General features: G+C 72.0%; 17 protein-coding genes. 6 read left to right on the top strand and 11 right to left on the bottom strand.

From position 1 onward, the window contains the following. Nucleotides 1-56: 56 nt before the first annotated feature. The 4 genes from ACTIE9_RS09220 to ACTIE9_RS09235 form a co-directional block, all read right to left on the bottom strand. On the bottom strand, nt 57-1,094 hold the full coding sequence (locus ACTIE9_RS09220; RefSeq protein WP_439565282.1) for a hypothetical protein: 1,038 nt from the start codon (nt 1,092-1,094) through the stop codon (nt 57-59). After that, nucleotides 1,091-2,422 (bottom strand): sensor histidine kinase, encoded by a 1,332-nt coding sequence (locus ACTIE9_RS09225; RefSeq protein WP_439565283.1) that lies wholly within the window; start codon nt 2,420-2,422, stop codon nt 1,091-1,093. The genes ACTIE9_RS09220 and ACTIE9_RS09225 overlap by 4 nt, the downstream gene beginning before the upstream one ends. Further along, the gene (locus tag ACTIE9_RS09230) at nt 2,409-3,086 is read right to left on the bottom strand and encodes a response regulator transcription factor (protein WP_439565284.1); all 678 of its coding nucleotides are present in this window, start codon (nt 3,084-3,086) and stop codon (nt 2,409-2,411) included. The genes ACTIE9_RS09225 and ACTIE9_RS09230 overlap by 14 nt, the downstream gene beginning before the upstream one ends. 136 nt (nt 3,087-3,222) lie before the next feature. After that, entirely contained in the window at nt 3,223-4,455 is a 1,233-nt protein-coding gene (locus tag ACTIE9_RS09235) for a class I SAM-dependent RNA methyltransferase (protein ID WP_439565285.1), read from the bottom strand. A gap of 35 nt (nt 4,456-4,490) precedes the next feature. Here ACTIE9_RS09235 and ACTIE9_RS09240 point away from each other — a divergent pair, with 35 nt between their 5' ends. Beyond that, nucleotides 4,491-5,153, top strand: a complete 663-nt coding sequence (locus ACTIE9_RS09240) for a Maf family protein (protein WP_439565286.1) — start codon at nt 4,491-4,493, stop codon at nt 5,151-5,153. A 69-nt stretch (nt 5,154-5,222) separates the two neighbouring features. Beyond that, entirely contained in the window at nt 5,223-6,998 is a 1,776-nt protein-coding gene (locus ACTIE9_RS09245) for an acetyl/propionyl/methylcrotonyl-CoA carboxylase subunit alpha (protein WP_439565287.1), read from the top strand. Between the two features lie 215 nt (nt 6,999-7,213). Here ACTIE9_RS09245 and ACTIE9_RS09250 read toward each other — a convergent pair whose 3' ends face one another. Together ACTIE9_RS09250 and ACTIE9_RS09255 are read right to left on the bottom strand one after the other, a co-directional pair. Continuing rightward, nucleotides 7,214-8,173 (bottom strand): hypothetical protein, encoded by a 960-nt coding sequence (locus ACTIE9_RS09250; protein ID WP_439565288.1) that lies wholly within the window; start codon nt 8,171-8,173, stop codon nt 7,214-7,216. A gap of 279 nt (nt 8,174-8,452) precedes the next feature. Next, on the bottom strand, nt 8,453-9,892 hold the full coding sequence (locus ACTIE9_RS09255; protein ID WP_439565289.1) for an NAD(P)H-quinone dehydrogenase: 1,440 nt from the start codon (nt 9,890-9,892) through the stop codon (nt 8,453-8,455). An 80-nt stretch (nt 9,893-9,972) separates the two neighbouring features. On the opposite strand from ACTIE9_RS09255, the gene ACTIE9_RS09260 reads away from it, so the two are divergent. From ACTIE9_RS09260 to ACTIE9_RS09275, 4 genes are all read left to right on the top strand, one after another. Beyond that, complete coding sequence (locus ACTIE9_RS09260) at nt 9,973-10,806, top strand: purine-nucleoside phosphorylase (protein ID WP_439565290.1); 834 nt, start codon at nt 9,973-9,975, stop codon at nt 10,804-10,806. A 9-nt stretch (nt 10,807-10,815) separates the two neighbouring features. Next, nucleotides 10,816-12,495, top strand: coding sequence for a phospho-sugar mutase (locus tag ACTIE9_RS09265; RefSeq protein WP_439565291.1), 1,680 nt, complete (start codon nt 10,816-10,818; stop codon nt 12,493-12,495). A gap of 137 nt (nt 12,496-12,632) precedes the next feature. After that, on the top strand, nt 12,633-13,892 hold the full coding sequence (locus ACTIE9_RS09270; RefSeq protein WP_439565292.1) for a hypothetical protein: 1,260 nt from the start codon (nt 12,633-12,635) through the stop codon (nt 13,890-13,892). After that, a complete protein-coding gene (locus tag ACTIE9_RS09275; RefSeq protein WP_439565293.1) occupies nt 13,889-14,518 on the top strand; it encodes a hypothetical protein in 630 nt (209 codons plus the stop codon). The genes ACTIE9_RS09270 and ACTIE9_RS09275 overlap by 4 nt, the downstream gene beginning before the upstream one ends. A gap of 5 nt (nt 14,519-14,523) precedes the next feature. Here ACTIE9_RS09275 and ACTIE9_RS09280 read toward each other — a convergent pair whose 3' ends face one another. The 5 genes from ACTIE9_RS09280 to ACTIE9_RS09300 are packed head-to-tail and all read right to left on the bottom strand — an operon-like array spanning nt 14,524 to nt 18,288. Further along, nucleotides 14,524-14,796, bottom strand: a complete 273-nt coding sequence (locus ACTIE9_RS09280) for a PTS sugar transporter subunit IIB (RefSeq protein WP_439565294.1) — start codon at nt 14,794-14,796, stop codon at nt 14,524-14,526. Further along, on the bottom strand, nt 14,793-15,245 hold the full coding sequence (locus ACTIE9_RS09285; RefSeq protein ID WP_439565295.1) for a PTS sugar transporter subunit IIA: 453 nt from the start codon (nt 15,243-15,245) through the stop codon (nt 14,793-14,795). Before ACTIE9_RS09285 ends, ACTIE9_RS09280 begins: the two co-directional genes overlap by 4 nt. Next, on the bottom strand, nt 15,242-16,360 hold the full coding sequence (locus tag ACTIE9_RS09290) for an adenosine deaminase (RefSeq protein ID WP_439565296.1): 1,119 nt from the start codon (nt 16,358-16,360) through the stop codon (nt 15,242-15,244). The genes ACTIE9_RS09285 and ACTIE9_RS09290 overlap by 4 nt, the downstream gene beginning before the upstream one ends. Before the next feature lie 21 nt (nt 16,361-16,381). Next, complete coding sequence (locus tag ACTIE9_RS09295; protein ID WP_439565297.1) at nt 16,382-17,065, bottom strand: IclR family transcriptional regulator; 684 nt, start codon at nt 17,063-17,065, stop codon at nt 16,382-16,384. After that, nucleotides 17,062-18,288, bottom strand: a complete 1,227-nt coding sequence (locus ACTIE9_RS09300) for an adenosylhomocysteinase (protein WP_439565298.1) — start codon at nt 18,286-18,288, stop codon at nt 17,062-17,064. The genes ACTIE9_RS09295 and ACTIE9_RS09300 overlap by 4 nt, the downstream gene beginning before the upstream one ends. Nucleotides 18,289-18,332 lie beyond the last annotated feature (44 nt).

Here is an 18,332-nt window from a genome sequence, read left to right on the forward strand (position 1 = left end):
GCCATCGGCAAGGTTCCTCCCATCAGCAGATTGAACAACCTGCCTGGGCACTACAACTAGCGAGAGCTCCGCGGGATCTCGAGCCAGAGATCGACCGAGTCGTCCTCATCGTCGTCCGACTGGCCCAGCTCGCGAGCGCGGCCGTCGCCCGACGGGGTCAGGCCCACGACGGTGACCGCGACATCCGAATCGGGGGGAGCGGTGCGCGCGATCACGCGCGTCGCCGTCGTCGTGCGGATCGCCTCGGCGAGCGTGCCGAGCACGCGCGCGAGCGAGGCGTCGTCGAGCTCATCGAGACCGCCCTCGTCGAACAGGTTCACGGCGACTCCGCGGCGCCGCGCCGTCATCACCTCGCGCCGCACCGCATCGTCGAGCAGGCGTCGGCCGCGGATCTCATCACGAATGGCCCCCTCGAGGTGCAGGCACTCCTGCCGCTGCTCCTCGGTCAGTTCGCCGCCCGCCTCTTCGATGATGCGCAGCATGGGCACCGCGGTCGTGCCGGTCTGGCCGAGCCGGAACTGGCGCTCGTACAGGTGCGCCTCCTGCGCCGCCTGCCAGTCGGTGGCCTCGCGCTCGGCACGGGCGAACCGTGCGGCATCGCGAGAGGCCTTCGCGAGGGCGCGCGACAGGATGTGCGAGACAGCGACCCAGGCGGCACTTCCGATGACGCCGATGCCGAGCAGCGCTCCCGGCCCGCCCCAGATCACCGTCTGCACGACGAGCGCGGCGATGCCGACCCAGGCATAGAGGTGACGACGACGCGTCGAGGTGATCGTCAGGAGCGTGCCTACGGCGGCGACGTACCAGGTGGCGTACCCGAGCCCGCCCTCGCGGCCGATGTCGAGCTGCGGCGTGATGAGCAGGGTCATCGCGATGCAGACGAGCACGTTGACCACGGCCATCCACGTCGGCATGCGCTCCGGCTGACCGGGCAGCAGGCTGATCGTCGTCGCGGTCGCGTAGAGCGCCATGGCGGCGAGCACGGGAAGCGGATCGGCGGGGGCGTCGATCGTGTAGAGCCCGAGCACGATGTGGTACGCCGAGAAGATGGCGGCCATCGTGACGATGAGCGCGCGGGGAACGCCGATCCTCATGCCTCGCCCCGTCCATCGAAGGCGTCGTCGTCGAACGCGGCGTCGCGCACCGCGTCGTCATCATCGACCGCGACGAACACGGGCCATGACAGCACGACGACCGAGCCGCGACCCGGGGCGGCTCGCACGTCGGCGTAGCCTCCGGCGTTGGCCGTGCGTTCGACGATCGACCGGCGCACGCCGAGCCGCTCGTCGGGCACGGCGTCGGGGTCGAAGCCCGCGCCGGCGTCTCCGATCTCGATCTCGACCGCACCGCCGTGCACTCCCGAGACCTTGAGCCAGCGCCGCACGTCGGGCCCGCCGGCGTGCTGAGCACTGTTCATCATGGCCTGCACGGCAGCGGAGTACAGAGCCTCGGCCTGCGCTGAGGGGATGACCCGAGTGTCGAGCGACCGCACACGCACGGTGAACGGCACCGGCATCTGGCGCGCGGCCGTCACGACGCGGTCGGCGAGCTGGCGGAACCGCACCGTCGTGCCGTCGTCGGGCGAGACGAGAGCCGCTTCGCGCAGGTGGCGCATGGCGCTGGAGGCCATCTGCGCCGCGAGCACCTTCTGGGCCGGAGTCTCGGCCCGGGCGGCGCTCAGCAGGGTCGTCAGCACGCTGTCGTGCACGATCGAGTCGACGTGCACCCGCTCGACCTCGGTGGCGTGCTGGCGCACCGCGCGCGCGTAGCGGTCGAGCGCAGCACCCTGCGCCTCGTCGACCGAGGTGGCGGCGACCCGGGTCATGGTGACGATCACGAGCACTGCCCCGCCGAGGATGATCGCGTAGATGGCGTTGAAGAGCCCGAGCTCCCAGGGCCCCCCGCCACCCTGAGGCGTGGCCCGGATGATGCCGTAGATGAGCGGCACGACGATGAGGTAGATGAGCGCGCCCCGCACACGGAAGCCGATCGCCGCGGTCGCCGTGGCGACGGTCGTGAGCTGGTAGAGCCAGTGATCGCCCTGCTGCGGCACCGCCGGGTCGGCGAGGAAGAACGGCCAGGTCAGCAGGGCGACGACGTAGACGCCCGACACGAGCAGGTGCGAGCCCGTGACCCACCGCTTGATCGTCGAGCAGAGCAGCGCGACGACGAGCGAGCCGTACATCGCTCCGACGGCGAGCGCCGACCAGAGCGGCTGACCGAGCGAGTACTGGCCGAGCAGCGAGGGGATCGCCTGCAGGCCGAACACGATGCCGAACCACGCCACCGAGCGCGAGATGACGGTGTCGACGCGCTTGCGGCTGAGCGGGCTGCGCTGCTGCTTCGCCGAGGCGCCCTTGGCGGGCTGCGCCCCGGAATCCGCGTCGACGAGTGCGACGACGGGAGCCTTAGGCCGACTCATCGCCATCGGGGTCGAGGCCGGGAAGGATGCCGTCTTCGACGGCGCGGCGCAGCAGGTCGACCTTGGTCGGTGCCGGGCGGCCCACCTCGACGTACTTGGCGCGGATGCGGTCGAGGTACTCGCGGGCGGTCGAGTAGCCGATGCCGAGCTGCTGCGCGGCGAGCTTGAGCGGCAGGCCGCTCGCGTAGAGGTGCAGGATCTCGCGCTCGCGACGCCCCAGCTGCGCCTTCGCGAAGTCGCGGTCGGCGTCGATCGCGCTCGCCCACTCGAGGTTGTTGAGCACTTCGCCGCGGGCGACCGTCTCGGCGGCGGCGATGACGGTGCTCGTCGCCGACGATTTCGGGATGACCCCGGCGGCCCCGGCGGCGAGCGCCTCGCGGACGCTCGCGACGCGGTCGGCGATCGAGTGCACGAGCACGGCGGCGCCGAGCGCCTGAACGCCCTTGACGTTGTCGGTCACGCTCGAGCCGTCGCCGAGCGACAGGTCGAGCACGACGACGTCGAGCTCGCGCCCGTCGAGCGTCTCGACGAGCTCGGGGACTCCCGCGGCGGTCGTGATGACCTCGAAGCCCGCATTCGTGAACGCCGCTTGCAGGCCCAGCCGCACCGACTCGTGGTCGTCGACGACAGCGACGCGCACCTGCTTGTTCACGGGAGCAACCACGACGGCAGAACCGAGCCCTTCATCAACGGGGTGGGCTGCGGGCCGACCAGGTGGCCGCAGTGCTCACCATGTTAGCCGCGCGTGCGCCCCTGATGGGGGCCAGGGCGCGCCGCGAGTGCGCGCGATGGCTCGGCTGTCAGTCGCGAACGAGCGTCGCGACCGCTTCGACGTGGTGCGTGTGCGGGAAGAGATCGAAGGCCCGGATGCGCGCCAGCCGATAGCCGGCCTCGGCGGCGAGGGCGACATCCCGAGCCAGCGCCACCGGATCGCACGCCACGTAGACGAGCTGCGCCGGGGCGAGCCGCCCGAGCACCGTCATGACGTCGGATCCGGCGCCCGAGCGCGGCGGATCGAGCACGATCGTCGCCGCCCGAAGGCGGTCGCGGTCGGCAGCCGAGGCCCCGGCGTCGAGCTCGCGCAGCCAGCGGTCGACGCGGCCCGTCTCGGCCGAGGCGCCGAGCCACTCGGCGAGGTTCTCGCTCGCGTGGTCGGTCGCCCGCTCGTCGGACTCCACGCTCGTGATGCGCGTCTCGGCGCCGAAGCGGTCGGCGACGGCGGCGGCGAGCAGGCCGACCCCGCCGTAGAGGTCGAGGTTCTCGGCGCGCGGGTCGAAGAGCGCCGGGTCGATGGCCTCCTGCACGGCGCGCGTGAGCGCCACCGGCGCTGAGCGGTGCACCTGCCAGAAGCCGGTGTCATCGAGCTGGAACTCGCGCTCGCCGACGAGCTCACGGATGACGGTGGGCTTCTGCTCGCCGATGACGAGCCGCGGCTCGCTCGTCGTCGGCGCGATGACGTCGAGCGTGCCGAGGCCGACGAAGCGCTCGGCGAAGGGGGTCGCGGCCTGCACGGCGGCGGTCGCGAGAGGAACATCCTGCACCGGGATCACCGAGTGGGAGCGCGACGCCATGGGCCCGAGGCGGCCCTGGTCGTCGACGTGCAGCCGGATGCGGGTGCGCCAGCCGAGTCCGTTCACGGCCGGGTCGCCCGGCAGCGGCTCGACGGTGACGTCGCTCTCGATGCCCGCCATGCGCTGCAGCGATTCGGCGAGCACCTGGCGCTTGAGCTCGCGCTGGTGGGCGAGGGCGATGTGGCCGAACTCGGCGCCACCCGCCCGGCCGCGCGGATCGCGGTCGATCGCGGCGGCCGACCAGACGTGCTCGCGACGGTGCTCGCTCGGCTGCAGCACCTCGACGGCGTCGGCGCGCCAGAAGCTCTTCTTGCGGTCGTCGCTCACGCGCGCCCGCACCGTCTCGCCGGGGATCGCGTCGCTCACGAACACCACCCGACCGTCGAGCCGGCCCACGGCGATGCCGCCGTGCGCGATCTTGTCGACCGTGAGCTCGATGATGCTGCCGATGTTCTCACCCATGCCCTCAGCCTAGGCGCGGCCCGTAGCATCGAGCCGTGCGCCTCTACCTCGCCTCGACGTCTCCGGCCCGGCTCGCGACGCTGCGGGCGGTCGGCATCGAACCGGTCGCGATCGCTCCGGGGGTGGACGAGGAGGCTGCGGTGGATGCGGCCGCCGCCGCGCATCCCGAGGGTCTCCTCCCGGCCGACGAGATGGTGCAGCTGCTCGCCCGCCTCAAAGCCGAAGCCGTGCTCGACCCGGCGCTGCTCGCCACGGCGGGGCTCGCGCCGGCCGACGTCGACGGCTTCATCCTCGGCGGCGACTCGGCGTTCGAGCTCGACGGCACCGTGTACGGCAAGCCGCACGAGCCCGCGATCGCGCGCGAGCGCTGGCTCGCCCAACGCGGGCGCAGCGGAGTGCTGCACTCGGGCCACTGGCTCATCGACCACCGGGGCGGTCGCACGAACGGGGCCGTCGGGCGGGCATCCCGCGCGACCGTGCACTTCGCCGACGACATCGAGACCGCCGAGATCGACGCGTACATCGCCACCGGCGAACCCCTGAAGGTCGCCGGAGCGTTCACCATCGACTCGAAGGGCGCCGGCTTCATCGACCGCATCGAGGGCGACCCGCACACCGTCGTCGGGCTCTCGGTGCCCCTGCTGCGCAAGCTCGTGCACGAGCTCGGCGGGCGCTGGACCGATCTCTGGAACCGCTAAGCGATCCGCATCCCTTTTGTGGGCCCCCGCCAAACGCGGCGGCCGCGCGCACCCCTAGGCTGGGGAACCATGGCCCGCATCACGAAGATCCTCATCGCCAACCGTGGCGAGATCGCCGTCCGCGTCATCCGCGCCGCTCGTGATTCCGGCATCGCGACGGTCGCCGTCTACGCCGACCAGGATCGGGATGCCCGGCACGTGCGCCTCGCCGACGAGGCCTACGCCCTGAACGGCACGACGAGTGCCGACACCTACCTGGTCATCGACAAGCTGCTCAGCATCGCCCGCCGGTCGGGAGCGAACGCGGTGCACCCCGGCTACGGCTTCCTCGCCGAGAACGCCGACTTCGCGCGCGCCGTCATCGACGCGGGCCTCATCTGGATCGGGCCGTCTCCGGATGCGATCGAGAAGCTCGGCGACAAGGTCAGCGCCCGGCACATCGCCGAGAAGGTCGGCGCCCCGCTGGCCCCCGGAACCCTCAACCCCGTCAGCGGCGCCGACGAGGTGCTCGCCTTCGTCGACGAGCACGGACTGCCCGTGGCCATCAAGGCCGCCTTCGGCGGCGGCGGCCGCGGCCTCAAGGTCGCGCGCACGCGCGAGGAGATCCCCGAGCTGTTCGACTCGGCCACGCGCGAGGCTATCGCGGCCTTCGGCCGGGGCGAGTGCTTCGTCGAGAAGTACCTCGACAAGCCGCGCCACGTCGAGACCCAGTGCCTCGCCGACGCGCACGGCACCGTCGTCGTCATCTCGACGCGCGACTGCTCGCTGCAGCGCCGCCACCAGAAGCTCGTCGAGGAGGCCCCCGCGCCGTTCCTCACCCCCGAGCAGACCGAGCTGCTCTACACCTCGTCGAAGGCCATCCTGAAAGAGGTCGGCTACCTCGGAGCCGGCACGTGCGAGTTCCTCATCGGCGCCGACGGCACCGTGTCGTTCCTCGAGGTCAACACCCGCCTGCAGGTCGAGCACCCGGTCTCGGAGGAGGTCACCGGCATCGACCTCGTGCGCGAGCAGTTCCGCCTCGCCGAAGGCGAGCCGCTCGGCTACGACGACCCGGTCGCGCACGGGCACTCCTTCGAGTTCCGCATCAACGGGGAAGACCCGGGGCTGAACTTCATGCCCATGCCCGGCCCCGTGCACGCTCTGCGCTTCCCCGGCGGCCCCGGTGTGCGCGTCGACTCGGGCGTCACGACGGGCGACGTCATCTCGGGCGCCTTCGACTCGCTGCTCGCCAAGCTCATCGTCACCGGCAAGACCCGCGACGATGCGCTCGAGCGCTCGCGCCGCGCCCTCGCCGAGTTCGAGGTCGCCGGCCTGCCGACCGTGCTGCCCTTCCACCGCGCGATCGTCGACGACCCGGCATTCGCGCCCGCCGACGGCGCTCCCTTCACGGTCTACACGCGCTGGATCGAGACCGAGTTCGACAACCAGCTCGAACCCTGGAGCGGGTCGCTCGCCGAGCCGCTCGGCGCGCCCGCGCCCCGGCACACCGTCGTCGTCGAGGTCAGCGGCAAGCGCCTCGAGGTCTCGTTGCCCGAGACGCTCGTGCCCGCGTCCGGCGCACGCGCCTCCACCGCGCTCGCCGCCCCGCCCAAGCGGCGCTCGGGCTCGGCGGTCGCGGCCGGCGCCTCGGGCGACGCCGTCAAGAGCCCCATGCAGGCCACGGTCGTGAAGCTCGCGGTCGCCGAGGGCGACAAGGTCGTCGCCGGCGACCTCGTCGTCGTGCTCGAGGCGATGAAGATGGAGCAGCCGCTCACGGCGCACAAAGACGGCGTGATCGCGAGCATCGGCGCCGCGGTGGGCGAGACGGTGGCGTCGGGCCACGTGCTGCTGACCATCACCGACTGACCCGCGCCGCGCCGCCGCTGGCGCCGCTCTGCCCCGCGCGCCGGCGCCCCGCACCCCGCAACCCGGCACCCGGCACCCCGTACCCCGCATCCGGTACCCCGCATCCGGGCGCTGATGCCGTGCGTTGGCGCTGACGGTGAACATCCACGCTCATCACCGACGCACAGCATCAGCGCCCGGGGGTCGGGCAGCCTTACCGCTACGCGAACCCCGCCTCACCATCGCAAGCCGATGAGGCGAAGTCGCTCTGCCAGGAGGTGCGGAGTGCGTGCAACAGTCCAGTCCCATCGGCCGAAGCCGTCGAGCTCGAGGCGCAACTCGTCTTCGCGCACCTTCTCGTCGTAGACGACCTGCTCGGCCGTGCGACCTGTGCGGTAGCGCGGGTCGAGGTACTTGACCTTGCCGTCGAACTCGGCGCCGATGTTCTGCTCGGGCCAATAGAAGTCGAGGTCGTAGTACCGGCCGGATGTGGCGAAAACGCGATGCTGAAGCACAGGTTCCGGCACCCCGAGTCGCATCATCGTGAGTCGACTGAGCGTCTCGCCCGGCAGCTGGGCACGTCCGTCGGCGAGAGCGATAACGCGCGCGGCGCGGCGTTCTCCGTGGAACCGCGGTACGCGGGCGAGCTCACGCTCGAGATCAGCACGGGTGGGCGCCGTGCGCGGAAGCCCCGCGACGGGATGCGCTGACCGGCGCAACGCCGCATCCGCCACCACAAGTGCCGACTCGAGCGACTCCGTGCGGCTGATGTCGACGACCGTACGCGCGAGCGAGGTGACCGGGAATCCGTCGATGACGACGACCTGATCATCGGGTGCACCTGTCCGCCGCAACCGCTCGGTCGTGCCGCGGCCGCCGCCGATGGCGGGGCCCAGAGTCTGCACTCGATCAGGCCAAGGGTCGAGCGTGGGCAACCTCCACAGTGCCGCCGCTGACAGGTGGGCGACGACCTCGTCGCCGGGCATGCGCTCAGCGACGGCGGCGATGAGCAACCGATGCCGGGCGTCTGGGTCGAGCGCGGCCCAGTGCGACTCGGGGACGAGCACACCGCGCGCGATGCGCCGGTAGGCTCCGGCCGCCAATTCGCGGTAGAGCCGGCTGCGATCACCGAGGTCGTCGACCTGAGCGATACGGATGAGTCCGGTGGGCGAGCGATAGCCGTCGAGGGTGCGCATGCGGGCAGAGTGCCCGACCGGATGCCGACGCGCACCGGCGCGCCGTCTGTCGCGCGACGGCCGCGCGACGTCCAGCCCGGGGAGGAGACGTGGAGGGAGTCACGGTCGCGGGTCGGGGGCGATCTCCGTGGGGGTCTGTGCAGCGAGCCCAAGCGATGACGTCTCTCGTGGGCGAATACGCAAAACGTTCGCCGTCATCGCCGACGACCGGGGTCATCGCTCGGCCCCGCGGGCCGCGGGCCGCGGGCGCGGGCGGGGCGCGGGCGCGCGCGGGACGGGCTAGTCGCGGGGCACGTGCATCGCGCGCGCGGCATCCGTGATGCCGCCCGAGAGCGAGGGGTAGACCGAGTAGGCACGAGCGAGCTGGTCGACGGTCAGACGGTGCTCGACGGCGAGGGCGACCGGCAGGATGAGCTCGGAGGCCCGCGGGGCCACGATCACTCCCCCGATGACAGTGCCCGAGGTCTTCGCCGCGAAGATCTTGATGAAGCCGTCGGTGACGCCCTGCATCTTCGCGCGCGGGTTGGTCTCGAGCATCAGCTTGTGCACGATGCCGCGCGTCTCGCCGTCTTCGATCTGCTTCTGCGAGAAGCCGACCGTCGCGATCTCGGGCGCGGTGAAGATGTTGGATGTCACGTTCCGCAACCGGATCGGGGTCACCGCGTCGCCCATCGCGTGATACACGGCCGTGCGGCCCTGCATCGCGGCGACGGATGCGAGCGGCAGCGAGTCGCTGCAGTCGCCGACCGCGTAGACGCTGGGCATCGACGTGCGCGCCACCTTGTTGACCGCGATGTGGCCGGAGGCCGTGAGCTGCACCCCGGCATCCTCGAGCCCGATGCCCGCCGTGTTGGGGATCGAGCCCACCGCCATGAGGCAGTGCGAGCCCTCGATGACGGTGCCGTCGCTCAGGGTGACCTTCACGCCCTCTCCCGTGTTGACCACCGAGTCGGCACGGCTCTTCGCGAGCAGCGTCATGCCGTTGCGGCGGAACACCTGCTCGATGAGCTGCGCGGCATCAGCATCCTCACCCGGCAGCACCTGGTCGCGGCTCGAGATGAGGGTGACCTGCGCGCCGAGCGCGCGATAGGCCGAGGCGAACTCGGCGCCCGTGACGCCCGAGCCGACGACGATGAGATGGTCGGGAACGTCGCTGAGCGTGTAGAGCTGGGTCCAGGTGAGGATGCGCTTCCCGTCGGGCTTCGCCGTGGGCAGCTCTCGCGGCGACGCCCCGACGGCCACGATGACCGTGTCTGCGTCGCACTGGTCGAAGTCGGTGCGCTTCGTGCCGTGCCCCGTCGCGACGACGATGCGGTTCGGGCCGTCGAGCCGGCCGTCGCCCGCGATGATGCGCACGCCCGCCTCGACGAGCTGCTCGCGCATGTCATCGCTCTGCTCCTGCGCCAGGCGCAGCAGTCGCTTGTTGACCTGAGCGAGGTTGACGGCCACCTCGGGCTTGACGGCGCGGCCGGTCTCGCCGCGCGCGAAGAACTGCACCCCGAGTTCACCGGCGTCTCGAATGGCCCCCGCGGCCTCGGCGGTCGCGATGAGAGTCTTCGACGGCACGACGTCGGTGAGCACCGCCGAGCCGCCCACGCCGACGCGCTCGACGAGGGTGACGTCGGCCCCGAGCTGGGCTCCCGCGAGCGCGGCTTCGTACCCGCCGGGGCCTCCGCCCAGAACGGCGATGCGGTGCTGACGGTCGAAGAGGGTGGTCATGCCCACCATTCTGTCAGCGTGCGCGAGTGCGCGCCGGGTTGCTGAACCGCGACCACGACGCTCTCAGTAGGCTGGCGGTCATGAGCCACAGCGCAGTGAACCCCCTCGACGACCCGCATGCCGACCCCTTCGCGATCTCCGCTCAGGCGGCCGCGCAGCTCGCCGAGGCCACGGGCGTCGAGCACCACGACATCGCCCTCACCCTCGGATCGGGCTGGGCGAAGGCCGCCGACCTCATCGGCGAGACGACGCACACGATCGCCGCCACCGACATCGCGGGCTTCAGCAAGCCCGCGCTCGAGGGGCACGTCGGCACCCTGCGCTCGATCCTGCTGCCGAGCGGCAAGCGCGCGCTCGTCATCGGCGCCCGCACCCACTACTACGAGAACCACGGCGTGCGCCGGGTGGTGCACTCGGTGCGCACCGCGGCGGCGGCGGGGGCATCCGTCATGATCCTCACCAACGGCGCCGGCGGCATCAAAGACCACTGGACGCCCGGCACCCCCGTGCTCATCAGCGACCACCTCAATCTGACGGCGAACTCGCCGCTCGAGGGCGCGACCTTCATCGACCTCACCGACCTGTACTCGGCCCGACTGCGCGGCATCGCCCACGAGATCGATCCGAGCCTCGACGAGGGCGTCTACGTGCAGTTCCGCGGGCCGCACTACGAGACCCCGGCCGAGGTGCAGATGGCGAAGACCCTGGGCGGCCACATCGTCGGCATGTCGACGGCGCTCGAAGCCATCGCGGCCCGCCAGGCCGGCATGGAGGTGCTCGGCCTCTCGCTCATCACCAACCTCGCGGCGGGCATCTCGCCCGAACCGCTGAGCCACGGCGAGGTCATCCAGGCCGGAAAAGACGCCGAGCCGGTCATCAGCGCCCTGCTCGCCCGCATCGTCGCCGCTCTGTAGGAGAACCTCGTGACCACTCTCGATCTCGCCAAGTCGTGGCTCGAACAAGACCCCGACCCCGTCACGCGCGCCGAGCTCGAGGCGCTCATCCCCGCCGCCGAGGGCGGCGATGCGGCGGCGATGGATGCCCTCCGCGACCGCTTCGACACGCGCCTCACCTTCGGCACCGCGGGCCTGCGCGGTGAGCTCGGCGCGGGTCCGAACCGCATGAACCGCGTGCTCGTCTCGCAGGCGGCGACGGGATTCGCCCGCTGGCTGCTCGCCCGCGACGAGAACGCCTCCGTGGTCATCGGCTACGACGGCCGCGTCAACAGCGACGTCTTCGCGCGCGACTCGGCCGAGCTCATGGCGGGCGCGGGCGTGCGCGTAGTGCTGCTGCCGCGCGCCCTGCCGACCCCCGTGCTGGCCTTCGCCGTACGCGAGCTCGGCCTCAGCGCCGGCGTCATGGTGACGGCGAGCCACAACCCGCCGCGCGACAACGGCTACAAGGTCTACCTCGGCGGCCGCGACGGCGGCTCGCAGATCGTGGCGCCGGCCGATGAGGCGATCCACGCCGCCATTCTCGAGGTGGCAGACACGAGCGTCGTCGGCGAGCTGCCGCGATCGAGCACCTACGAGACGGCGGGCGAGAGCATCATCGACGCCTACATCGCGCGCACCGCCGCCCTCGTCACGCACACGCCCGAGTCGGCCGTCATCGAGCCGGTCTCGTTCGTTTACACGGCGATGCACGGCGTCGGGTGGGAGGTCGCGCAGCGCGTGTTCCGCGACGCGGGGCTCGGCGAGCCGACCGTCGTCGCCGAGCAGATCGCACCCGACGGGGCCTTCCCGACGGTGGCGTTCCCCAACCCGGAGGAGCCGGGCGCGATGGACCTCGCGTTCGCGACCGCTCGCGCCGCGGGCGCCGAGCTCATCATCGCCAACGACCCCGACGCCGACCGGCTCGCGGTGGCCGTTCCCGACGCGTCCACCCCGGAGGGCTGGCGGCGGCTGAGCGGCAACGCGGTCGGAGCTCTGCTGGGATGGCGGGCCGCGGAGCGCCTGCAGCGCGAGGGGAGGCAGGCGAAGTTCGCGGCATCCCTCGTCTCATCGCCCGCGCTGTCGGCCGTCGCCGCCGCCTACGGCGTCAGCTACAGCGACACGCTCACGGGCTTCAAGTGGATCTCGCGCGTCGGCGGCCTCGGCTACGGCTACGAGGAGGCCCTCGGCTACCTCGTCGACCCCGAGAAGGTGCGCGACAAAGACGGCATCTCCGCGGCGGTCGACTTCCTCGCCCTCGCCGGCGAGCTCAAGGCGGCGGGCCGCACGCTCGATGACCACCAGCGCGACTTCGACGAGCGCTTCGGCGCCTTCGCGAGCGCGCAGGTCTCGCTGCGGGTCACCGACCTGAGCCGCATCAGCACGATCATGGCCGCGCTGCGCGACACCCCGCCCGCCGAGGTCGGGGGCGTGCGCGTCGAGCAGGTCGACGACTTCAGCGGCGGCTTCGGGGTGTTCCCGCCCAGTGACATCCTGCGGTTCTGGATGCGCGGCGGCGCCCGCGTCATCGTGCGGCCGAGCGGCACCGAGCCGAAGGTCAAGGTGTACATCGACGCCTCGTCGACGCAGGGCTCGGTCGACGAGCGTCGAGCGGCTGCGCAGGCCGAGGTCGCCGCGCTCGAGGCGGGCATGCGCGCGCTCATCGTCTAGGCCGCGTCTGCGGCCGACCGCGCGACGTCGCACGTGTTCGCAACTCAGGCTGTCGTGCCCGATGGGTCGCCGTCGTCGCGCACGATCAGGTCGTCAGCCTGAGTTGCGAACAGGACGGCGCGCATAGGGTGGAGGGCGTGACGACCCCGATGCCCGCGCGGCCGCCGCTGCTGCCGACCCCGGTCGTCGTGCTGTGGTTCGCGGCGCTCGTGAGCTGGGCATCCGGTCGGGCGCTCGCAGCGCTGGGCGCATTCGAGATTCCCGGCCCGTACTCGGCGCCCGGCGACGGCACGACGCCCATCGTCGACGAGCAGCTGCTCGCCCTGGCGCAGCAGGTCGCCGCACTGCAGAGCCTGCCGACGACGATCGCGGTCGTACTGGGCGCGATCGGCCTCGGGATGCTCTACAACCGCCGCGGATTCGACCAGCTGACCCGCATCCCCGCCGTCTCGGCCATCGTCATGGCGATCGCGAGCGCGCTCGCCGCGATCGGCGTGCTGGCCCTGCTCACGATCGGGCCGGAGCGCCCCATCGGCGCCGTCGACGTGCAGGTCGGTGCGGTCGTCGCGATCACGACGGCGGCCGCCGCGGCATCCACGGTCGTGCTCATCCGCCCCTACGTCGACCCGATGGTCGCGCACGTGTGGGCGGGAATCGGTGGGGCGGGGCTCGCCCTGCCCTTCATGATCGCGGGAGTCAGCCCCGCGCTCGTCATGGCCGGGGCGATCGGGCTCGGCATCGTCGACCGCGTCCGCGGGGCGCGCTTCGAGCGCGAGGTGGCGTTCCGCAAGCAGCTCGAGGCCGAGTACGCCGCCGAGCATGGTGACGACGGGCGCGGCATCGGGGTCTCCGGTCTGCCCGGCATGCCGCCGCTGCCGCGCGCACCGCGGCCCCAGCGGCCGTGGTCGGCGGGCGAGCGCAGTCAGAGCATCGGGCTCGGGGTCGTCGCGGTTGTCGTCGTCGCCCTCGCCTGGACAGCCGGATCGGCGGCGGCCGAAGCCGGACTGCTCGTGCCCGGGCAGGGATTCGCTCTGGCCTCGCTCGGCGCCGTGCCGCTGCTCGTGCAGGTCGCCGTGCTCGCACGTGTCGCGACAGGGCTGCGCGAGGCGCTCGCCATCGCGAGCGGCCTGGTCGTCGCCGCGTCGGCCGCCATGGCGACGGCGCCCATCCCCGTCGTCATCACGAGCGCGATCGCCCTGCAGTCGGTCGCTCTCGCCATCGTTACCGGGCTCATCACCCGTCGGGCCGCCGCGTTGCGCCTCGGCTCGGTGATCATGCTCGCGATCACCGCGGCGATCGTATGGTGGCTCATCGTGCTGCCGAGCGGTGCGCTCGTTCTCGCCTTCGTCGCCGTCGCGACGACGATCCTCGCCCTCCGTCGAAAGGTGCGCTCATGAGCCACTCCCCCGAGTCGTCCGGCCTGCTCGCTCGAATCAGCACGGCCCCTGGTCGCGGCGTGGGCGCCGTGTGGGCGCTCATCGCGCTCGCGATGATGCTGGTGGGCGCGGTGCTCGTGCCGGCGGTGCTCATCGGCGAGACCGACCAGGTGGTACTCATCCGCTGGTTCCTCGGCGGCAACGTGCTCGCGTTCCTCGGTTTCCTGCCGTTGCTGCGGGCGGTGCACGCGCTCATCGGATCGACGGCCATGCCCGCGTGGACCATGGCGGCCGCCTACGCGGTGCTGCTCATCCGACCGCTGGCGCTCGTACCGGACATGATCTCGGCACCGACCGCGCTGCTCGGCACGACGGGCCTGCTCTCGTCACTGCTGCCCTACCTGCTGCTCGCGACGACCGGCGTCGCAGCGGGCTTCGCCGCGTGGGCGATGCTGCCCTTGGCGCAGAGCGCCGCCAGCCCCGGGCGGCGCCTCGCGGTCGCCGCGGGTGTCGGCGTGCTCGTGGCGCTCGCGCTCTTCTCGTTCGCGCCGTACATCGCCCCGCTCAGCGCGCTCGGCGTCGCGGTCGCCCTGCTCATCCGTTCCGGCCGCTTCGACGAGAAGAACGGCCCGGCCGGCCAGAGCTGAGCCACTCAGCCGATCGCGGCCTCGAGCTTGGCGCTCAGCTCGTCGCTGTCGAAGTAGTTGTCGATGACGATGACGTCAGCACGCGTCGGGCCGATAGCCTCGACGAACTCGCCGCTCGTCAGGATCACCTGGGCGTCGGCGGCGACCCGCTCGACCGAGGCGAGATCGGCCGCGACGACCGTCGCCGTGAGGCCGAGACGCTGCAGCACGCGCTCCGCGTTGACCTTGAGGATGCCGCTCGAGCCGATGCCGGCTCCGCAGATCGTGACGATCTTCACGCGACGCCTTCGCCGGCGAGAATCTGACGCACAGCATCCCGCGTCGTCGCCGCGGCGAGCCCCGGGATGGCCGCCGCGTCGTTGAAGGCGTTCGCGAGCTGCGCCACGGCTTCGAGGTGGCCGTCGGCCGCGACACCCGCGAGGCCGATGACGACGCGCACGGGATCGTTGTGGGCGTGCCCGAACTCGACCGGCTCGGCGAGCGTCACGACCGAGAGTCCGTCGCAGCGCACCTCGGGGCCGGGGCGGGCGTGCGCGAGGGCGAGGCCCGGCGCGATGACGATGTAGGGCCCGTGGTCGTCGACCATGCGGATCATCGCCTCGGTGTACTCGGCGGTCGTGCACCCGCTGTCGACGAGCGCGTCGCCCGCGAGACGGATGGCGTCGCGCCAATCGGCGGCGCGTGCGTGCAGCACGATCGCCCGATCGGCGAGGGCGGGAAGGCTCACAGGGCGGCCTCGAAGCCGTCGATGAGGGTGTCCATGAGCGCCTCGCGGTCTTCGACCGGCAGGAAGGCGGCCTGGGCGGCGTTGAGCTGCAGGGTGAGCAGGTCGTCGAGGTCGTAGCCGAACGCCTCGGCGACGAGCCGCAGCTCGCGGCTGAGCGTCGTCGCGCTCATGAGGCGGTTGTCGGTGTTGACGGTGACGCGGAAGCCCAGCTGGTAGAAGAGGTCGAGCGGGTGGTCGACCATCTGGTCGCCCCACGCCGCGATCGCGCCGGTCTGCAGGTTCGAACTCGGGCTGGTCTCGAGCGCGATCTGGCGGTCTTTCACCCACTCGGCGAGCAGGCCGAGCTCGGCGACCGTCGCGCCGCCCTCGTCACGCAGCGTGATGTCCTCCGCGAGGCGCACGCCGTGGCCGAGCCGCAGGGCGCGGCCGTCGAGCAGGGCGCCGCGAATCGACTCGAGGCCGTCGGCCTCGCCGGCGTGGATGGTCGCCGGGAAGAAGCTCGCGGCGAGCAGGTCGAAGGCGTCCTGCAGCCGGCTGGGCGGGAAGCCCGCCTCGGCACCCGCGATATCGAAGCCCACGACGCCGCGATCGCGGTGCCGCAGGGCGAGCTCGGCGATCTCACGCCCGCGATCGGCGTGACGCATGGCGCTGACGAGCTGGCCGACACGGATGCTGTGACCGGCCCCGCGCGCCTCCTCGACCCCGGCATCCAGACCCGACTGCACGGCCTCGACGGTCTCGTCGAGCGAGAGCCCGCGCGTGAGGTGCTGCTCGGGGGCCCAGCGGATCTCGCCCCACACCACGCCGTCGGCCGCGAGGTCGAGCACGAACTCGCGGGCGACGCGCTCGAGGCCCTCGCGCGTCTGCATGACGGCGGTCGTGACGTCGAAGGTCTTCAGATACTCCACGAGCGAGCCCGAGTCGCTCTTCTCGGCGAACCAGGCCCCCAGAGCCTCGGCGTCGGTGGCGGGCAGCTCGAGGCCGATCGCGTCGGCGAGCTCGATGATCGTCTGCGGCCGCACGCCGCCGTCGAGGTGGTCGTGCAGCGACACCTTCGGCAGCGACTCGATCGCCAGATCGGTGCCCGGAAGGAGGTTCGCTGTCGCCGTCGTCATACCCACAAACCTACCGGTTCGTTACCGAGTCGTGACCCCAGATACGGCGTTCCCGACCTGACCCAGGCGCAGCCCGATCGCGGCAGCCGCGGCCCGTGCCCGCGCCACCACTGCGTCATGCGCGACGGTGCTGAAGCTCGTGCTGACGTAGGGCACCGTGAGCGCCGCGGCCGTCGACCCGTCGGGCGCGCGCACCGCCACGACGACGTCGGTGATGCCGTGCTGCAGCGCATCGGCGCGCACCACCTCGGCGGCGCCGCGCAGCACCTCCCCCGTCGCCGTCGTCGCCGCGTCGAACAGCGCCCCCACCCGCACCCGGTAGCCGAAATCGGCGGGCGACTCGACCTGCGCGACCACGCGCACCCGATCGCCGTCGAGCACCGCCAGGTTGCAGCTCTGACGCACCTCGTCGGCCAGCTCGTGCATCACCGGCAGAGCGGCCGCGCGCAGTCCGCGCAGCGGCTCGTGCCGGTGCGCCAGGTCGAACAGGCGGGTGCCGAGCAGGTAGCCGCCGCCGCGCTCGCGCACGAGGAAGCCCCGCCGCTCGAGCGTCACGAGCACGCGGAAGAGCTGCCCCACACTGCGGCCGATCGCCTCGGCGATCTCGGTCTGCGAGAGCGGCTCCGGGGCCTCGGCGAGCAGTTCGAGGATGTCGAGGGCCTTCTCGACCGCGGGAACGCTGTATTCCGGAGCGGGCATGCTCATCGGTGCGCGCCCATCGCGGCGAGCATCCCGCGCGCGATCGCGCGCTCGATCGCGTCGGGAACCGGCTGCGCCCCCGCGACGAGAGACGCCGGGTCGCGCGCCACGCGCTCGAGCGAGAGCGCCTGCAGCAGGAAGCCGAGATCCATCGCCTCGATCGAGTTGCCCTTCGGCTCGCGGCCGGCGAGGTTCATCATGCGCCCTTCGGCGAGCAGCACCACGTGACGGCCGCCCGGCAGGTCGACGCGCTCGATCGCCTCGTCGAGCACCGTGCGCGATGTCGCGCGAGCGTAGAGGCCCGGCACGTCGATCTCCCACGGGAAGTGGCCGGCGTTGGCGAGCACCGCCCCGTCGGCGAGCGCGTCGACGACCTCGGCGGTGACGACATCGGGGTGGCCGGTCGCGGTGATGACGACCTCGGCCCAGCTGGCGAGGTCGACGATGCTGCCGACACGGTAGCCGTCCCACGCCGCCTCGAACGCCTTCAGGTCGTCGATCTCGGCGACCGCGACCTTGGCGCCCATGGCCCGCAGATACTGCGCGATGCCGCGCCCGCACCAGCCGTAGCCCGCGACGAGGAACCGGCGGCCCACGAGGCGCAGGTTCGTGATGCGCATGATGCTCTCGACGACCGACTGGCCGACCGAGTGCTTGTTCTCACCGATCGCCTTGAGCAGAGAGTCGTTGATGACGATGAGGGGAAAGGGCAGGCGGCCAGCGAGTTCGGTGCGCAGCCGCATGCCGCCGCTCGTCGTCTCCTCCGTTCCGCCGATGATGCCGGTGCCGCCCGTCGGGTCGCCCGCCGCCACGGCTTCGGGGTCGACACGGGCGGCGGCGAGCGCGGCGAGGTCGGCGCCGTTATCGAGCAGGATGCTCGGCCGGGCCGCATCCACCGCCGCGACGTTGACGTGGTGCTGCTCGAGGGTGTCGGCGCGCGTGCCGTGCACGGTCATCCCCTGGCCGCGCAGGTGGGCGACGATGTCGTCCTGCGTCGAGCCGTGGTTGCCGGTCGCGACGATCTCGGCCCCACCCGCCTGCAGCGTCTCGAGCAGCACCGCGGTCTTGGGCTCGAGGTGCAACGACATGCCGATGCGATGGCCCGCGAAGGGCTGCTCGTCGGCGAAGCGCGCCCGCACCTCCGCGAGCAGGGTCATGCGCGACCGGATCCAGTCGATTCGGGCGGCGCCGCGAGCCGCGAGATCGTCGGCGGGGGTGTGGATGCTCATGAGCGAACTTTACACACGCGCAAGTCGCTTTCATATATGCAGTT

This window comes from Microcella sp., assembly GCF_051860105.1.
Lineage (GTDB): Bacteria > Actinomycetota > Actinomycetes > Actinomycetales > Microbacteriaceae > Microcella.